This window comes from Pseudomonadota bacterium (genome assembly GCA_040752895.1).
Taxonomy (GTDB): domain Bacteria; phylum Pseudomonadota; class Alphaproteobacteria.
This window is the reverse complement of sequence record JBFMHN010000001.1, coordinates 525,275-540,755: the sequence shown is the minus strand read 5'-3', so window position 1 is coordinate 540,755 and position 15,481 is coordinate 525,275. Positions and strand designations below refer to the sequence as shown.

The 15,481-nt window shown below is 62.1% G+C and carries 19 protein-coding genes and 1 tRNA gene; 8 read left to right on the top strand and 12 right to left on the bottom strand.

From position 1 onward, the window contains the following. Positions 1-25 precede the first annotated feature (25 nt). The 3 genes from AB1781_02805 (at position 26) to AB1781_02795 (ending at position 2,733) form a co-directional block, all read left to right on the top strand. Complete coding sequence (locus tag AB1781_02805) at positions 26-694, top strand: phosphatidylserine decarboxylase (protein ID MEW5703502.1); 669 nt, start codon at positions 26-28, stop codon at positions 692-694. Beyond that, positions 695-1,510: a CDP-diacylglycerol--serine O-phosphatidyltransferase gene (gene pssA / locus AB1781_02800; GenBank protein MEW5703501.1), complete on the top strand. Its 816-nt coding sequence runs from the start codon at positions 695-697 to the stop codon at positions 1,508-1,510. 128 nt (positions 1,511-1,638) lie between these two features. Beyond that, a complete protein-coding gene (locus AB1781_02795; protein ID MEW5703500.1) occupies positions 1,639-2,733 on the top strand; it encodes a HAMP domain-containing sensor histidine kinase in 1,095 nt (364 codons plus the stop codon). A 16-nt stretch (positions 2,734-2,749) separates the two neighbouring features. Here AB1781_02795 and AB1781_02790 read toward each other — a convergent pair whose 3' ends face one another. Together AB1781_02790 and AB1781_02785 are read right to left on the bottom strand one after the other, a co-directional pair. After that, positions 2,750-3,130, bottom strand: coding sequence for a Rap1a/Tai family immunity protein (locus AB1781_02790; GenBank protein ID MEW5703499.1), 381 nt, complete (start codon positions 3,128-3,130; stop codon positions 2,750-2,752). Between the two features lie 99 nt (positions 3,131-3,229). Beyond that, positions 3,230-3,303 (bottom strand) — tRNA-Gln (locus tag AB1781_02785). Between the two features lie 151 nt (positions 3,304-3,454). Between AB1781_02785 and AB1781_02780 the strand changes: the two genes are divergently transcribed. Further along, a complete protein-coding gene (locus AB1781_02780; GenBank protein ID MEW5703498.1) occupies positions 3,455-4,501 on the top strand; it encodes a Ppx/GppA phosphatase family protein in 1,047 nt (348 codons plus the stop codon). A 4-nt stretch (positions 4,502-4,505) separates the two neighbouring features. Further along, on the top strand, positions 4,506-5,225 hold the full coding sequence (locus AB1781_02775; protein MEW5703497.1) for an RlmE family RNA methyltransferase: 720 nt from the start codon (positions 4,506-4,508) through the stop codon (positions 5,223-5,225). Here the strand turns inward: AB1781_02775 and AB1781_02770 are convergent. Next, entirely contained in the window at positions 5,194-5,697 is a 504-nt protein-coding gene (locus tag AB1781_02770) for a host attachment protein (GenBank protein MEW5703496.1), read from the bottom strand. The two genes, AB1781_02775 and AB1781_02770, sit on opposite strands and share 32 nt — an antisense overlap. A 124-nt stretch (positions 5,698-5,821) precedes the next feature. On the opposite strand from AB1781_02770, the gene guaB reads away from it, so the two are divergent. Then, positions 5,822-7,285, top strand: coding sequence for an IMP dehydrogenase (gene guaB, locus AB1781_02765; protein ID MEW5703495.1), 1,464 nt, complete (start codon positions 5,822-5,824; stop codon positions 7,283-7,285). A gap of 66 nt (positions 7,286-7,351) precedes the next feature. Then, on the top strand, positions 7,352-8,899 hold the full coding sequence (gene guaA / locus AB1781_02760) for a glutamine-hydrolyzing GMP synthase (GenBank protein ID MEW5703494.1): 1,548 nt from the start codon (positions 7,352-7,354) through the stop codon (positions 8,897-8,899). Positions 8,900-8,905: 6 nt separating this feature from the next. On the opposite strand, the gene AB1781_02755 is transcribed toward guaA, so the two are convergent. The 9 genes from AB1781_02755 to AB1781_02715 form a co-directional block, all read right to left on the bottom strand. Continuing rightward, on the bottom strand, positions 8,906-9,283 hold the full coding sequence (locus tag AB1781_02755) for a hypothetical protein (GenBank protein MEW5703493.1): 378 nt from the start codon (positions 9,281-9,283) through the stop codon (positions 8,906-8,908). Between the two features lie 83 nt (positions 9,284-9,366). Continuing rightward, positions 9,367-9,825: a tetratricopeptide repeat protein gene (locus AB1781_02750; GenBank protein MEW5703492.1), complete on the bottom strand. Its 459-nt coding sequence runs from the start codon at positions 9,823-9,825 to the stop codon at positions 9,367-9,369. Between the two features lie 224 nt (positions 9,826-10,049). Next, positions 10,050-10,547: a tetratricopeptide repeat protein gene (locus AB1781_02745; GenBank protein MEW5703491.1), complete on the bottom strand. Its 498-nt coding sequence runs from the start codon at positions 10,545-10,547 to the stop codon at positions 10,050-10,052. Positions 10,548-10,663: 116 nt separating this feature from the next. Then, positions 10,664-10,888: a hypothetical protein gene (locus AB1781_02740; protein MEW5703490.1), complete on the bottom strand. Its 225-nt coding sequence runs from the start codon at positions 10,886-10,888 to the stop codon at positions 10,664-10,666. A 23-nt stretch (positions 10,889-10,911) separates the two neighbouring features. Beyond that, on the bottom strand, positions 10,912-11,592 hold the full coding sequence (locus AB1781_02735; protein MEW5703489.1) for an orotate phosphoribosyltransferase: 681 nt from the start codon (positions 11,590-11,592) through the stop codon (positions 10,912-10,914). Between the two features lie 46 nt (positions 11,593-11,638). After that, the gene (locus AB1781_02730) at positions 11,639-12,055 is read right to left on the bottom strand and encodes a Zn-ribbon domain-containing OB-fold protein (protein MEW5703488.1); all 417 of its coding nucleotides are present in this window, start codon (positions 12,053-12,055) and stop codon (positions 11,639-11,641) included. A 6-nt stretch (positions 12,056-12,061) separates the two neighbouring features. Next, positions 12,062-13,231, bottom strand: coding sequence for an acetyl-CoA acetyltransferase (locus AB1781_02725; protein MEW5703487.1), 1,170 nt, complete (start codon positions 13,229-13,231; stop codon positions 12,062-12,064). 12 nt (positions 13,232-13,243) lie between these two features. Continuing rightward, positions 13,244-13,678, bottom strand: a complete 435-nt coding sequence (locus AB1781_02720; GenBank protein MEW5703486.1) for a MaoC family dehydratase — start codon at positions 13,676-13,678, stop codon at positions 13,244-13,246. Further along, the gene (locus AB1781_02715; protein ID MEW5703485.1) at positions 13,675-14,094 is read right to left on the bottom strand and encodes a MaoC family dehydratase; all 420 of its coding nucleotides are present in this window, start codon (positions 14,092-14,094) and stop codon (positions 13,675-13,677) included. Before AB1781_02715 ends, AB1781_02720 begins: the two co-directional genes overlap by 4 nt. Before the next feature lie 466 nt (positions 14,095-14,560). On the opposite strand from AB1781_02715, the gene AB1781_02710 reads away from it, so the two are divergent. Then, a complete protein-coding gene (locus tag AB1781_02710; protein MEW5703484.1) occupies positions 14,561-15,481 on the top strand; it encodes an SDR family oxidoreductase in 921 nt (306 codons plus the stop codon).

The following is a 15,481-nucleotide window of genomic DNA, read 5'->3' as shown; positions in this document are numbered from 1 at the left end:
CGGGTTTTTATTAAAGGTATTGCGCATGCGTCTCCATCGTGAAGGTTGGCCTTTCCTGGCGCTTTTTGCCGGCGGCGCGGCGCTGCTCTGGATCCTTTATGCGCCACTCGGGTGGATCGGGCTGGTCGGCACCTTGTGGTGCGGCTGGTTCTTCCGGGATCCGGAGCGTGTCCCGCCGTTAGGCGCTGGGCTTATCGTTAGTCCAGCGGACGGTGTCGTCCGCGCCATCCAGCCCATCGTGCCGCCGCCAGAATTTGGACTGCCGCCGAAGGCCCATACGCGGATCAGCATCTTCCTGAATATTTTTAATGTGCACGTGAACCGCGTCCCCGTCGCCGGCACCGTCGCGGCACTCGCCTACCGGCCTGGAAAATTCTTCAATGCCAGTTTCGACAAGGCGAGCGAACTCAACGAGCGTCAGGTTGTCCGCATCACGACAGCGGAAGGCGAAGGAATCGGGTTTGCCCAGATCGCCGGCCTCATCGCCCGGAGGATCAAATGCGACCTGCAGCCAAACCAGCGGGTGGCAACCGGCGAGCGGTTCGGCATCATCCGTTTCGGCAGCCGGATGGACGTGTATCTTCCGCAACGGCTTGTCCCGCTTGTTGCGGTCGGAGAGAGGGTTTTTGCCGGTGAGACGGTGCTGGCCGACCTGCAAGCGGCGGGGTCGGTTCCTGCAGGAGAGGCGCCCTAGATGTTTCCCACGCGACGCAATCGCCTGAAGGGATATTCCTTCAACCGGATGGTGCCGAACCTGCTTACCGTGATGGCGCTGTGCGCCGGCCTCACGTCCATCCGCTTTGGGTTTCAGGCGCGCTGGGAGCCGGCCGTCTTTGCCCTGCTCATCGCGGCGATCTTCGACGCGCTGGACGGCCGGATTGCCCGGCTCATGAAGGTGACGAGCGAATTTGGCGCCATGCTCGATTCCCTTTCCGATTTCGTGAGCTTTGGCGTGGCGCCTGCCGTCCTCCTTTACTTCTGGACGATGCAGGAGTGGGGCGTCGTCGGCTGGGCTCTGGTTCTGCTCTACGGGGTCTGTTGCGCGCTTCGGCTGGCGCGCTTCAACACGCAAGACGGTGACGATGAGGCGCGCCCAGCCTGGGCGTACAATTTTTTTGTCGGGGTTCCGTCCCCTGCCGCCGCCGCCCTAGTCCTGCTTCCTCTCATGCTGACCTTCGTTTTCGGGCAGGGGGTTCTGGACCGTCCGATCGTGTCCGCCATCTTCCTGCTTGGCGTCTCGGCTCTGATGATCAGCCGCGTTCCGACCTATTCCTTCAAAAATTTCAAGGTGCCGCACAAATACGTCTTGCCGACCTTTCTATTCGTCGGCCTGGTGGCGGCGTTTGTCGCCAGCGAATATTGGGCGACGCTTTCGGCGCTTGCCATTCTTTACCTGGCCAGCATCCCGCTCAGCGTCCGCTCCCATGCCGTCTTGAAAAAAGAGACGGAACGCCTCCACGCGAGCGAGGCCGGGCTGGGCGACGAAGACGAAGGCGGAACTGCGGGGTAATCGCCGGATTTCCTGACAAAACCGGCGGTTTACCTGGAAAATCTAAGCTTTTTTTTAAGGTTTCTTAGCTACTTCTTGGCGGTGGACAGTCGGTGTCGCGGCATGGGGGTAGCGGCTTGCAAACACCAGTGAATAGCCAAACGAAGGCTGGTGCGGGGTTTTTCACCCCTTGGCTCAGCCATGGTTTGCTCATTTTTACCATCTTCGTCGCGATGGCCATCGCGGTCGGTCTCGCCGGGTGGGAACTCGGCGATTACTACGCGACCTTAAGGCCTGTCGCGGCGGCGGGCAGCGGCTCCGGCTTGCCCGAGGTAAGGGCCGCGCTTGACGCGGCTGATCGGCTGCGGCTCGAAATCGCCGGTATCACCTTGATCTATATCATCATCCTGACGGCGTTCTTCTGGCTCTATTGGCGCGAATCGAAGCGTCGCGACAACATCGAGGAAAGCTTGCTCGGCGCCACCCGCCGCGCCGAAAACGCTTCGCAGGCAAAAACCACCTTTCTCGCCCAGATGAGTCACGAATTGCGCAGCCCCCTGAACGCGATCATGGGGTTTGCCGAACTGATCCGGGACGAGGTCTTCGGAAAGGTAAAGCCGGAATATCAGGAATACGCCGGGAACATTTACGAAAGCGGCGCGCATCTTCTCGAACTCATCAACGAGATTCTGGAGATGGCGAGGGTCGAGGCGGGCAAGGCGACCCTGGACGAACGCGTCGTGGACGTAAGGAACGCCATCGAGGCATCCTTGCGCCTGGTGAGCGTTCGCGCCGAGGCGGAATGCATTCGCCTGGCGACGGAGATCGAATCGCCGTTGCCGACGCTGTACGTGGACGAAAGAAAGCTTCGCCAGATTCTGATAAACCTGCTGACGAACGCGATCAAATTTACGCCGAAGGGCGGCCTTGTCACGACGGTTGCGCGGGTGACCATGAACGGCGATTTCGTCCTGATCGTGCGGGACACCGGCGTCGGCATCGCGCCGGAAAACATCGAGAAGGTGCTGGAGCCCTTCGGGCAGGTGAGCAACGCGTTTGCCAGCAAGAATCAGGGAACCGGGCTCGGCCTGCCGCTTACGAACTCGTTTGCTCAGTTGCACGGCGGCCGGCTGAAAATCGAAAGCACGCCGGGCAAGGGGACCAGCGTCACCATCACTTTCCCGGCCGAACGGGTCATCCGCCTCGACAAGGGCAAGTCCATCGTCGTCTCCCTGGCGGGCTGAACCGGCGAGCGGCCGGTCAAGAGCAGGGGAAAAGTTCCATGAGCGCGCGTTCCACAGCCGCCCCCGCCGATAGCTGGTGCGTCTCGGGGTGGCGCGCGGCCCAATCGAACAGCCACGCCTTGGCCGTCGCGAAGGTCGTGCCCTCCGGCCAGCAATAGCTGTCTTCGAGCCAAAACAGCATCTCGTCGGTATCGGCGATGAAAGCGTCGCAGCTTTGCACGTCCGTGTTGCAGACGGCGAGGAATTGCCCGAAGGTCGCGTGGTCGAGATCCTGGGATGTGGCGGGCGAGGGGGCCGCAACCGCAAGAACGGCGATGGCGGTGGCAAGGAGGCAAGCCCCGACCGCACCCCTTGTTTTCTGTAGCGGCCGTTTCTGTGGTAGCCGTGGAACCCGCATCTTGGACCCTCTTTACTGTGTGGCTTTAAGTATAGTCCCGGCGGGTGATCCCGACAAAGGGGGGAAGAGACGCCCGCCAATTCGGCGAAAAGTGAGATTTGGCTGGGGGACCTGGATTCGAACCAGGGTCGCTCGGTCCAGAGCCGAGAGTTCTACCGCTAAACTATCCCCCAAGCGGGAAGGCCAGATTTCCTAGCATGCGCTTCAAGCTTTGAACAACCCCCAGTCCGGGCGGGGCCTTCCCGGGCGGGGCTTTGACGTTGCTTTCCCTTGCGCTAAGGTCTGGCGGGGTGGGGTGGCCTCGCGTAGGGAAGGGCAGGAGCCTTGGCGAAATTTCTTTCTTCGGACCGGTCGGATCGGTCCCCGGTAGGACCCGAGCAGGCACCCCGTGTGCCCTGCTTCGGCGCCCTTGACCTCGGCACCAACAATTGCCGGCTTCTGATCGTTCGGCCGGAGGGGACGGGCCACCGGGTCGTGGATTCCTTCTCCCGCATCGTGCGTCTGGGCGAGGGCTGTTCCGCAAGCAACCGCGTTTCCGAAAAGGCGGTCCGGCGGACGATCGGCGCGCTTAAGGTTTGCGCGAAGAAACTCCATGGTCACCACGTAACGAAATTCCGCTGCGTGGCGACCGAGGCCTGTCGCCGTGCCACCAACGGGGCAAAATTCGTGACCCGCGTCCGCAAGGCTACCGGGCTTCCCCTCGAGATCATTTCACCGGAAGAGGAAGTAGCGCTTACCTTTGCCGGCTGCGCCGAGCTGATCGTTCCCGGCGATGGCTGGGCGCTCGTCTTCGACATCGGCGGCGGCAGCACCGAGGTGACCTGGGCGCGGCTGGATGGAGAAGGCAACCACCGCATCGAGGGCTTTCTCTCGCTTCCGGTCGGGGTCGTGACGCTGGCCGAGGAGCGGGGAGCCACAGGGTTCGGTCATGAAGCCTATGCCAGCATAGTGGAAGAGCTTGCCTTGCGCTTTTGTTCTTTCGACGCGGCGCACGGCATCGCCCGACGCATCGCGGAAGGGGGCGTCCAGATGCTGGGCACCTCGGGCACGACGACAACGCTGGCAGGCATTTTGCTCGACCTCAAGCGCTACGACCGCTCGCGCGTGGACGGCAGCTATCTCGAGCGGGAAAGGGTTCACGGCCTTCACGGCCTTGCCGCCCAGTTGCTGGATACGACGCTTGAGGAACGGATCGCGAACCCCTGCATTGGCCGTGGGCGCGCCGACCTCGTCATTCCGGGCTGCGCTATTCTGGAGGCGATCTGGAGAACATGGCCTGCGCCAAGGCTCCGGGTCGCCGACCGCGGCATCCGGGAAGGCATCCTGAAAAGCCTGATCGGGACGTGGCCTTTGCCCGCGCTGGCCTCCTAAACCGATGCGCGGACGGCGAAGCGGGGATGCGCGGCTAAAGGGCAGGCGGCTTACTACGCGGCTCAAGTCGGCCCGCGGGCGCAAGACAAGCTCCACGCGCTGGCTCCAGCGGCAGCTCAACGACCCTTACGTAGCCGAGGCCGTAGAGCGCGGCTTCCGGTCGCGGGCCGCCTTCAAGCTGATTGAACTCGACGCAAGATTCCGTTTCCTGAAACCCGGCCTGCGGGTCGTGGATCTGGGTGCCGCTCCCGGCGGCTGGAGCCAGGTTGCCGCCGAACGGGTGGGGACTGCGGACGGCCCCGGTGGCGGCCCCGGCGGCGGCAAGGTTATCGCGGTGGACGTGAACCCGATGGACCCGATTCCGGGCGTTACGATCCTCACGCTCGATTTTCTGAGCGCGGAGGCGCCGGCACGCATCCGTGCCATCCTCGACGGTGCGGCCGATGTCGTGCTTTCGGACATGGCCGCCCCGGCGACCGGGCACGCGGCGACCGACCATTTGCGCGTCATGGCCCTTTGCGAGGCCGCCTTTGCCTTCGCCGAGGAGGTGCTGGCTCCGGGCGGTGCCTTTCTCGCGAAGGTCCTGAAGGGCGGGGCGGAGGTGGAACTGCTCAACCAGATGAAGCGGCGGTTCCGCCTCGTGCGGCATGCGAAGCCGCCCGCCAGCCGGTCGGATTCGGCGGAAAGCTATGTTATTGCCTTGGGTTTCCGGGACGTGGATTAGGCGCGAAGCGCAGGGCGTCCTCCAGATGCGCCGGCAATTCGTGCGGCGGCACCGGCGTCAGGTCCTTGGCGATTTCCTTCACGACGCTTTCCCGCGCCGCCTTGCCGATCGCCTCGCGCAACTCGCCCAAGGCCTTCGGCGGTGCGACCAGGACGAGGCGGTTGTAAGATTTCTGCGCCGCGCCCTGGTCGAGGATCTTCGCCATTTTCTCCGCGAAAAGCTGCTTCTCGAACACGTGCCAATCGACGCGGGGCGCCAGCGCGTGGCGGCTGCCGTCGGCGATGCGCTCGTGGGTACGGCCGGGCTTGTCGGCGCCAAGTTCACGGGTGTGCAGACGGCTTTTCGCGTCTTCCTCCTTGAGAACCGGCTCAAGCGCCCCTCCCGGTGCGGCCTGAACAAAGATCCGGGCGCGGGCGCCGTCGGCGATCAGAACCCAGGTTTTTTCGTGCGTTTGTCTTGGCATATCGTTCATCCAAACTGCATCTTCAGCTAAGTGCCCAAGTGGCCTTTTGGCCGGTTTCGCCGCCTTTGGCCGAATGGCCTTGGCAAGCCGCAAAGGATGGTTATATTACCCGCCAACCAGCCCGGGAGAAAATATGCGGCTTCAGGAAGCCCTTTCCTTTGATGACGTTCTGCTGAAGCCCGCTGCATCCGAAGTCCTGCCGGCTGAAGTCAACACGAGCACTCGGCTCACCCCAACCATTCGCCTGCACATACCGCTCCTTTCCGCCGCGATGGATACCGTCACAGAAAGCGCTATGGCGATCGCCATGGCGCAACTGGGCGGGCTTGGCATCGTTCACAAGAACATGGAGATTGAGCGCCAGGCCGATGAAATCCGCAAGGTAAAAAAATTCGAATCGGGGATTGTCTTCGATCCTATCACGATTGCGCCGGAACGTACCTTGGCGGATGCCTTCAAGCTGATGGAGGACCATCGCATTTCCGGCATTCCCGTCGTCGAGGGAGAAACGAAGCGCCTGGTCGGAATCCTAACCAACCGGGACGTTCGCTTTGCCAGCAACCCGCGCCAGCCGATCTCCGAGCTCATGACGAAAGATGGGCTGATCACCGTTCGTGAAAACGTCGACGTGGACGAGGCGAAGCGTCTGCTGCATCAGCACCGGCTCGAGAAATTGCTTGTCGTGGATGACGATTACCGCTGTATCGGGTTGATCACCGTCAAGGACATCGAAAAAGGCCTGGCTTTCCCGAATGCAAATAAGGATGGGCAGGGCAGGCTTCGGGTCGGCGGCGCAACCGGCGTCGGTGACGCCGGGGTCGCGCGGGCCGAGGCGTTGGCGGATGCCGGCGCCGATGTCGTGGTGGTGGACACCGCCCACGGCCATTCGAAAGGCGTGCTGGATACCGTTCGCCGCATTCGCCAGTTACCGAAGGCGCCGGCGCTCATCGCCGGAAACGTGGCGACGGCGGAAGGCGTGAAGGCGTTGATCGATGCCGGGGCGGATACGGTGAAGGTGGGGATAGGCCCGGGCTCGATTTGTACGACGCGCATCGTTGCGGGTGTCGGCGTTCCGCAATTTACGGCTATTCAGGAAGCGGCGGCGGAATGCCAGAAGCGGAACGTGCCGATCATCGCCGATGGCGGCGTCCGTTTCTCCGGCGATTTGGCGAAGGCGCTGGCAGCGGGGGCCACGTGCGTGATGATCGGGGCCTTGCTTGCCGGGACGGACGAAACGCCCGGCGAGGTGTTTCTCTACCAGGGCCGGTCCTACAAATCCTACCGCGGCATGGGCTCGGTGAGCGCCATGGCGCGCGGTTCGGCCGATCGTTATTTCCAGCAGGAGGTGGCGGACCTTCTGAAGCTGGTTCCCGAGGGCATCGAAGGCCGCGTTCCTTATAAAGGCCCGGTCGCCGGCGTCGTTCATCAGCTGCTCGGGGGTTTGCGCGCCGCCATGGGCTATACCGGCAACCGGACGATCGAAGAGATGCACCGGAACTGCGAGTTCCTCCGCGTGACGGAGGGGGGCCACCGCGAAAGTCACGTCCACGATGTCACGATTACCCGCGAGGCGCCAAATTACCGGCAGGACAGTTGATCGCCGATCCCAGCGCCCCCGTCCTTTTCGGGAAAAGAGCGTTTGCGCGGGCTGGGGCCTAAGCGAATGACCGATCGCGTCCTCGTCCTCGATTTCGGCTCCCAAGTAACCCAGTTGATCGCGCGGCGCGTGCGCGAAAGCGGCGTCTACTGTGAAATCCACCCTTTCTCCATGACGTCCGCCGCGCTCGCCGACTTTGCCCCGAAGGGGATCATTCTTTCCGGCGGGCCCGCCTCCGTCACCGGAGTTGCGACGCCGCGCCCCGACCGGGCCGTCTTCGCGCTCGGCGTGCCGGTGCTTGGCATCTGCTATGGTGAACAGGTGATGTGCGCCGAGCTGGGCGGCGAGGTGGAAAGCTCGGACCATCGGGAATTCGGCCGCGCCTTTCTTACCGTGACGGACGCTTGCGAGCTTTTCGATGGCGTGTGGCGGAAGGGTGCCCGCGAGCAGGTGTGGATGAGTCACGGCGATCGCGTTGTCCGCCTGCCCGAGGGATTCCGCGTCGTCGGCACGAGCGAAGGCGCCCCCTTCGCCGCCATTGCCGATGATCGCCGCCGATTCTACGGGGTGCAATTTCACCCCGAGGTCGTGCACACGCCGCAGGGCGCTGCGTTGCTCAAGAATTTCACGCATCGCGTTGCCGGTTGCCAGGGCGATTGGACAATGCGCGCTTTCCATGCGCGCACCATCGAAAGCTGCCGCGAACGGGTGGGGAAGGGGCGCGTCATCCTGGGTCTTTCCGGCGGGATCGATTCCTCCGTCGTCGCCCTCCTGCTCCATGAGGCGATCGGGGAACGGCTCGTTTGCGTCTTCGTGGACACTGGCCTCTTGCGCGAGGGCGAGGCGGACGAGGTCGTCTCGCTTTTCTCGCACCACTACAACATTCCGCTCGTTCACCGGGAGGCGGCGGATCTTTTCCTGAAGAAACTTCGAGGCGTTACGGATCCCGAGCAGAAACGAAAAATTATCGGGGCGGCCTTCATCGACGTCTTCGAGGAAGAGGCGAAGAAAGCCGGCGGCGCCGACTTTCTGGCGCAGGGCACGCTCTATCCGGACGTGATCGAGTCCGTATCCTTCACCGGCGGGCCAAGCGTCACGATTAAGTCTCACCATAACGTGGGCGGCTTGCCGGAACGGATGCGGATGAAACTGGTCGAGCCCTTGCGCGAGCTTTTCAAGGACGAGGTGCGCGTGCTAGGGCGCGAACTTGGCCTGCCGGAGGATTTCGTTCGTCGCCATCCGTTCCCGGGGCCGGGGCTTGCCATCCGCATACCCGGTGAGATCACGCCCGAGAAACTGACGATCCTCCGCAAGGCCGATCGAATCTACCTGGAGGAAATTCGCAACGCCGGTCTCTACGACGCGATCTGGCAGGCCTTTGCCGTGCTGCTGCCGGTGCGCACGGTTGGCGTCATGGGAGACGAACGCTCCTACGAATACGCTTGCGCGCTTCGCGCCGTTACCTCGACCGACGGCATGACGGCCGATTATTTTCCCTTCGATCACGATTTTCTGGGCCGCGTCGCAAACCGCATCGTCAACGAGGTGCGCGGCATCAACCGGGTGGTTTACGACGTTACCTCGAAACCGCCCGGCACCATCGAGTGGGAGTAGATCGCCTTACCACCCCCAGAATTGCCACCAGGGCGTCTCTTTGGACTCGGGTGTTTCTTCCCATTCGAGGTAAAGAACGCCTTCCGCCGTCTTGGTGCTGGCTCGGCCGAAGAAAATCTGGATTTGCATACGCGACGTGCCCTCGAGCGAAATCGCTTGAACGACACCGTTATAGGCGATTTTCTCACCGGTCGGCCGATCGGCGTCTTCTTTCCAGTACCTAAAATGGATGGGATTGCCGAAGCTCAGATATTGGCCGACCGGCACTTCCGCTGCATAGACTTCCGCTTGTGTGTAAAAGTTGGCCGTGCCTTTCCACCCAGCCGCGGCGGGGAGCGCCGTGGCAAGAAAAAACACCACCGAAACGGCGAAAATGCGTTTCATGACCAGCCTAACGGCGAAGGTTAGCGTATCTGGATGAAGGACGCCAGTCAGCCGGCCCTTGGTCGAAGGGGGGTAATGCCTGACTAATATGCCTGAAAGGGGCGGTAGCGTTCCGACCGTGATCGCAGGAGCCTGGCTTCCTTGCGTTCCTTCGGGTCCATCTCGTTCCACAGGCGGTTGCGCATTTCCTTCCCCTTCGTCGTCCGTGCCGCCATATGATACCAGAGATAGGCTTTCGGCCGGTCGCGGGCGACGCCGTGGCCCTGCTCGTACATGCGCCCAACGTTGATGTGGGCATCCATGTTGCCTTGTTCGGCGGCCTTTAGGAACCATTGCAGGGCGGTCTTGGGCTCGCGTTTCACGCCACGGCCCGTCGCATAGAGCACGCCTACTTTATTCTGAGCGCGCGCCTCGCCGGTTTCCGCGAGCGACAGCCATTCGCGATACGCCGCTTGATAGTCACCTTGCTGGTAAGCTTCGTTTCCTTCGTCATAGCCGGCGTGGGCCGGGAGAGTCAGGAGGATCAGGCACGCGAGTGCCATAGGAAGGGATATACGCAACGTTTCTCCTTGTCTGGCCGTGGGCCGGAAAATAACGCGTTTTTGCGTCAAAAGGCAACCGCCCGGTCAACCGGATCAGGGCGTTCCACAAACTTCGCGAACGGCCCGGAGGGAAAACGGGCCCCTGACTTGTTCCAGCCAGAAGCGGCCGATTGTTTCAAAAGACATGGATATCGCAGGCATGGGCATCGGTTGCTTTGAACCGATTAGAGGCGGAGTGCGGGCAGCATGCTGCCAAAGGAAGGGCGCCGGACGCCAAGATCGCGGGCCAGGTTCTTGGCTTTGGCTCTCTCCACCGGGTCCATCTTGGGGATTAGCCGCCGAAGCGCCTCGGCGTTCTCGATCCGCGTGCGGCCGAGGTAATACCATTTGAAGGCCTGGACGCGGTCCTGCTCGACGCCAAGGCCCTCTTCATACATTCGGGCCAGGTTTGCGTATGCGTTGATGGTACCGGCCTCCGCCGCCTTTTCGAACCAGGTCGCCGCTTCTTTTGGGCTTTTTTTCGTGCCCTTGCCGTCCCGGTAAAGCTCGCCCAGCCGATTCTGGGCAAGGCCGTTCCCGGTCTCGGCAAGGCTCTGAAACGCCTGAAAGGCTATTTGGTAGTTGCCAAGGTCATAGGCCTCGCCCGCCTCCTTAAGGCCGGCATGGGCGATCCCGGGAAGCAGAAGGCAAATGGCCGCTATGCGGAAAAAGAGGGTGCGCATGATTGTTTCCTGATTGTTTTCAAATCCGGATAGCGTCTCTTTTTTTAAGAATTATAGAGATTATAGAGAAGACCGGCAAAAGAAGGAAAACACAAGCCTTCACGCTTTCTTGAAGCCTAGGAACCGCCGCGATCGGGTTGGATTTTAAGCCCAAGCTTGTTTCGGATCCCGACGTTTCGCAGGATCACCTCGAGCGAACGGGCGTCTCCGACCCGGACCATCGCGCTTTCCGTGCAGCGAAGGCGAAGCTCCACATAAAGGTCGCGCTCTGGCGGGGCCAGCGCGTCCTCGATCTTTGCGATCGCATCGAGCAGGTCTTGAATGGTTTCGAGATCGGACATATGGCTTGCGGCGGCTCGCGGCCTTAAGAGACCGGCGCGGTTGTGCCGCCATGGGCGGCCGACCAGCCTTGCGGGTCTTCAAGAAAGGCGCGGATCTCGTGGGTGGCCTGCGCCGGGAAGGTTCTTTTTTCCTCGGCCACCTTCAGCACGTCCCACCAGGTGGCGAGCGCGTGCAGGCGTACGCCGGCCGCCTTCAGGGCCTGGATGCCTTCGGGAAAAATACCATAGTGGAAGACGACGAAGGCGTGGGCGACGTCGGCACCCGCCTTGCGCAGGGCTTCGCAGAACTGCAGCTTGCTTTTCCCGTCGGTGGCGAGGTCTTCGACCAGGAGGACACGCGCGCCTTCCGCGAAATGCCCTTCGATTTGGGCCATGCGGCCGAAGCCTTTCGGCTTCTTGCGGACGTAGAGCATCGGCAGGTCCAGCCGATCGGCAAGCCAGGCGGCGTATGGGATTCCAGCCGTTTCGCCACCGGCGATGGCGTCAAAGGCGTCCGGCCCCGCCGCGGCACCCAGAGTCTGGATCGCAAGCCGCAGGATTTCGCGGCGCTCTTGCGGAAAGGAAATCAGCTTCCGGCAATCCACATAGACCGGGCTCGCCCAGCCGGAGGTGAGCCGGAAAGGTTCCGCCGGGCGGCAGGCGATGGCTTCGATACCGAGCAGGATTTCCGCCGTAATCCGCCCGATGTCTTGAGCGTTCGTCAAAGTCTTGCTGTCTCCTTCCCGGGTTTTGCCGCCGCCGTTCCCTTTTTTAGGCCGTTAGAACGAATTTCGGGAGCGTGATTTCCTCCGTCACGTCCTCGAAGATAACACGGACCTTGCTGCCGATGGCGACGTTTGCCGCGGCGTTTGCCATGTCTTTCGTCACGATATTGCTCAAAATCCGGGGGCCTTCCTCCAGCGCGATGATCGCGACGACGTAGGGAAGGTCTTCCTTGAAGGCGGGTCCGGCTGGCCGGTGGGCGATCGTATAGCTATAGACCGTCCCTTCGCCGCCGGCTTCTTTCCATTCCAGCCGGTCGGAATAGCAAGCCGTGCAATTTGCCCGGGGGTAGAAGATATGCGTCCCGCAGTCCCGGCAGCGTTGGAGGACGAGGCGGTGCGCCTTCGCCGCCTCCCAGAAAGGACGGGTTGAGGGATCGACGACGGGGAGCGGCTTTTCGGTCATGACGCCTCAATGATTCGAAAGGATGCAGGTTGCCCCGCTGGACAGGACGCCGCCGGTGCCGTGGGCGATTGCCGTTCGCGCGCCCTCGACCTGGCGTTCACCGGCCTCGCCGCGAAGCTGGCGGACCGCCTCGATCAGGAGAAATATCCCGAACATGCCGGGATGGGCGTAGGAGAGGCCGCCGCCACTCGTGTTCATCGGAAAGGCGCCACCCGGCGCCGTACGGCCTTTTGCCACGAAAGCCGAACCTTCGCCGCGGCCGCAGAAGCCGAGCGCCTCCAGCGTCAGCAGGACGGTGATCGTAAAGGAATCATAGATCTGGGCGACGTCGATGCCGTCCGGGCCGATGCCGGCCATCGCAAACGCCCGCTTGCCGCTTTCGACCGCCGCCGTGTGGGTAGCTAGGTCCGGCATCGCGGCGATCGTAAGATGGGTCTGCGATTCACCGTGGCCGCGGACATGGATCGGCTTCGTCTTGAGATCGCGGGCGCGGGCCTCCGTCGTTACCACGATGGCGCCGCCGCCATCCGTCACCAGGCAGCAATCGAGAAGGTGCAGCGGGTCGGCGATCATCGGGCTTTTCAGCACGTCGTCCACGGTCAAAGGCTCGCGCATCATGGCGGCCGGATTCTTCATGGCCCATTTCCGCGTCGCGACGGCGATCTCGGCCAAGGCTTCCGGGGTGGTGCCGTATTCGTGCATATGGCGGCGGGCAGCCATCGCATAGGCGCCGACCGGCGTGGGAAGGCCATAGGGCGTTTCGAACTGGAAATTCAGCACGGCCGGGCGGCCTTTCAGGTCGCGACTCTTCAGGCTCTTTTGGGTGCTGCCATAGGTGATGAGGGCAACCGTGACGAGACCGGCCTCGATCGCCATCGCGGCGTGCCCGAGATGGGCTTCGAAGGCGGAACCCCCGATATTCGTGCCGTCGCTGAACTTGGGCCGAATGCCGAGATATTCGGACAGGGCCAGGGTGGGGAACTGGCCGGGTCCCGGTATGCCCCAGAGGCCGGCGGTGAAAAGCCCGTCCACATCGGAAAGCGTAAGACCGGCTTCGTCCAGGGCGGCCTTGGCCGTCCGCGCCTGGATCTCGAGATCGTTCGCGCCGCCGGCAAGGACCCCGTTCTCCAGAGGCGCGTCCGCAATCCCGACGATCACCGGCCGACGGTTTCCCATGATGTTCTTTCCTTATGCGTCGGCGAGCCGGCGCCGCGCCGTGCCCGCGATGACCGTCCGTTCGCCGACCGCGCAGGCGACCTCGCAAATGGCGTAAACGCCATCCTCGGCCACCTCGAAAGCGATGACCTTGCCGCGGACGACGACTTCCTCGCCAGGATAGACGGGACCGAGGAACGCAACGTCAAGCGCGCCTCCGAACGCCCAACCTTTCCAATCCCATGCCGCCATCGCCTGGGAAAGGAAAGAAAGGATCAGCAGCCCATGGGCGATCGTACGTTGGAAAAGCGTTTGTTTGGCGAATTCCGGGTCGGTATGAAGCGGGTTGCGGTCGCCCGAAGCCTCGGCGTAGCGATTGATCTCGGCCTGGGTCACGATCCGGCGACGTTCCGGGATGGGGTCACCGAGCCGGGTTCCGCCGTGGCTTTTACCGTGTCCGTCCGTCACGGCTCCTTACCCCAAATTCGCGTGATGATGCCGCTCGTGACCAATTCGCCGCGCTGATTCCGGGTCACGATCTCCATTGCCACGTAGTCCCGGTTCTTTTTTGAATATTTTTCGAGAATGCGCACCTCGCTTTCCAGCCTGTCGCCGACATAGACCGGCCGATGGAATTTGAAGCTCTGCTTGGTGTGAATGCCGCCTGGCGGGTTGCGAAAATGGCCGAGTGCGTCGAGCATATAGACGGCGGCCAGCGTCGGCGGCGCCGGGCGGGGTTCGGCGCCTTTCCGGAAAGCGGGCGTATCGTCTCCCGTTGCTTCGAGATAGGCGTCCACGATTTCCTCTGTGACGAAAAAGCTTGCCGGAGGAACGGGAAAAACGCGGCCGACTTCGAGTTGCTTGAAAGGGGTGTATATCGTCATCCGCCGTTTCGGCATCGAAAGTCCAGACTTAATCGCGGCCGATGCTAGGGGGTGGTGGAAAGGAAGGCAAGCCGCGCGACGCAGAAAAAAAGGCCCCGCTAGGGGGGTAGCGGGGCCTTCAAGGATGTCGGACTCTCTTAAGGGGGGAGAGGTTACCGACGAGGGGGGTGAGAATTTCTTCGCGTTTCCTCCGAAGGTGAAATGCGCTCGGCGAAGAGCCGTTTTCGTCTCGAATTCCGGCCCGCTTCGCTCCGCCGCAACTCAACACGTTATGGTTGAGTAATGTGAGTAATATTTATCCAAACTTATTAAAAATCTCCTAATAAATAAGGAATTTTCGCCTACATACTCGCGTAATAAGTGTAAACAAGGATTTGGCTGAAAAGACCGGCGGATCGGGCTGCTTGACAAGTCGGAGCCGCGCGAACATTAAAGTCCGGCGCTGAGGCGAAAAGGCAGGGAGTGCATGGAAACGGGCAAGATGCTGACCGGTAAAGCGGTTCTCGTCACCGGTGCTGGCCGTAGCATTGGCCGGGAGATAGCGCTTCTTATGGCCGCTTCGGGGGCGTCCGTCGTCGTCAACGACGTCGGCGCTTCGCTTGCCGGCGAGGGTGACGATAGGACGGCGGCCGAACGGGTAGTCGATGAAATCCGTAAGCTTGGCGGCAAGGCAATTGCCAATACCGACAGCGTGACGGAAGCCAAGGGCGCTGAGAGCATGGTGGCCGCCGCCGTGGGTGCCTTCGGGCGGATTGATGGCGTTGTCAACAACGCCGGTATCCTTCGGGATCGCATCTTTCACAAGATGGAAGAGGCGGAATGGCGCGCCGTCCTCGACGTTCATTTGAACGGCTCTTTCCTGGTCTCGCGTGCCGCCGCTCCTCATTTCCGCGATCAGGAAAGTGGTGCCTACGTTCACATGACGTCGACCTCGGGACTCATCGGAAATTTCGGTCAGGCAAATTATTCGGCGGCCAAGCTTGGTATCGCGGCCCTTTCGCGTTCGATTGCGCTCGACATGGCGCGCTACAACGTCCGTTCGAATTGCATCGCTCCCTTCGCCTGGAGCCGCATGATCGATTCGATTCCGACGGAAACGCCGGAACAAAAAGCCCGAGTGGAAAAACTGAAACAGATGACGCCGGCGAAAATTGCGCCGATGGCGGTCTTTCTGGCGAGTGACGCCGCCAAGGACGTCTCGGGTCAAATCTTCGCCGTGCGGAAGAACGAGATTTTCCTGATGAGCCAGCCCAGGCCGTTGGCAAGAATGCACCGCGCCGAAGGTTGGACGCCGGAGAAAATCGCCGAGGAATTGCCGAAGGCATTTCGCGAATTGCTCTACCCGCTCGAGCGATCGGCGGACGTCTTTCACTGGGACCCCATATAG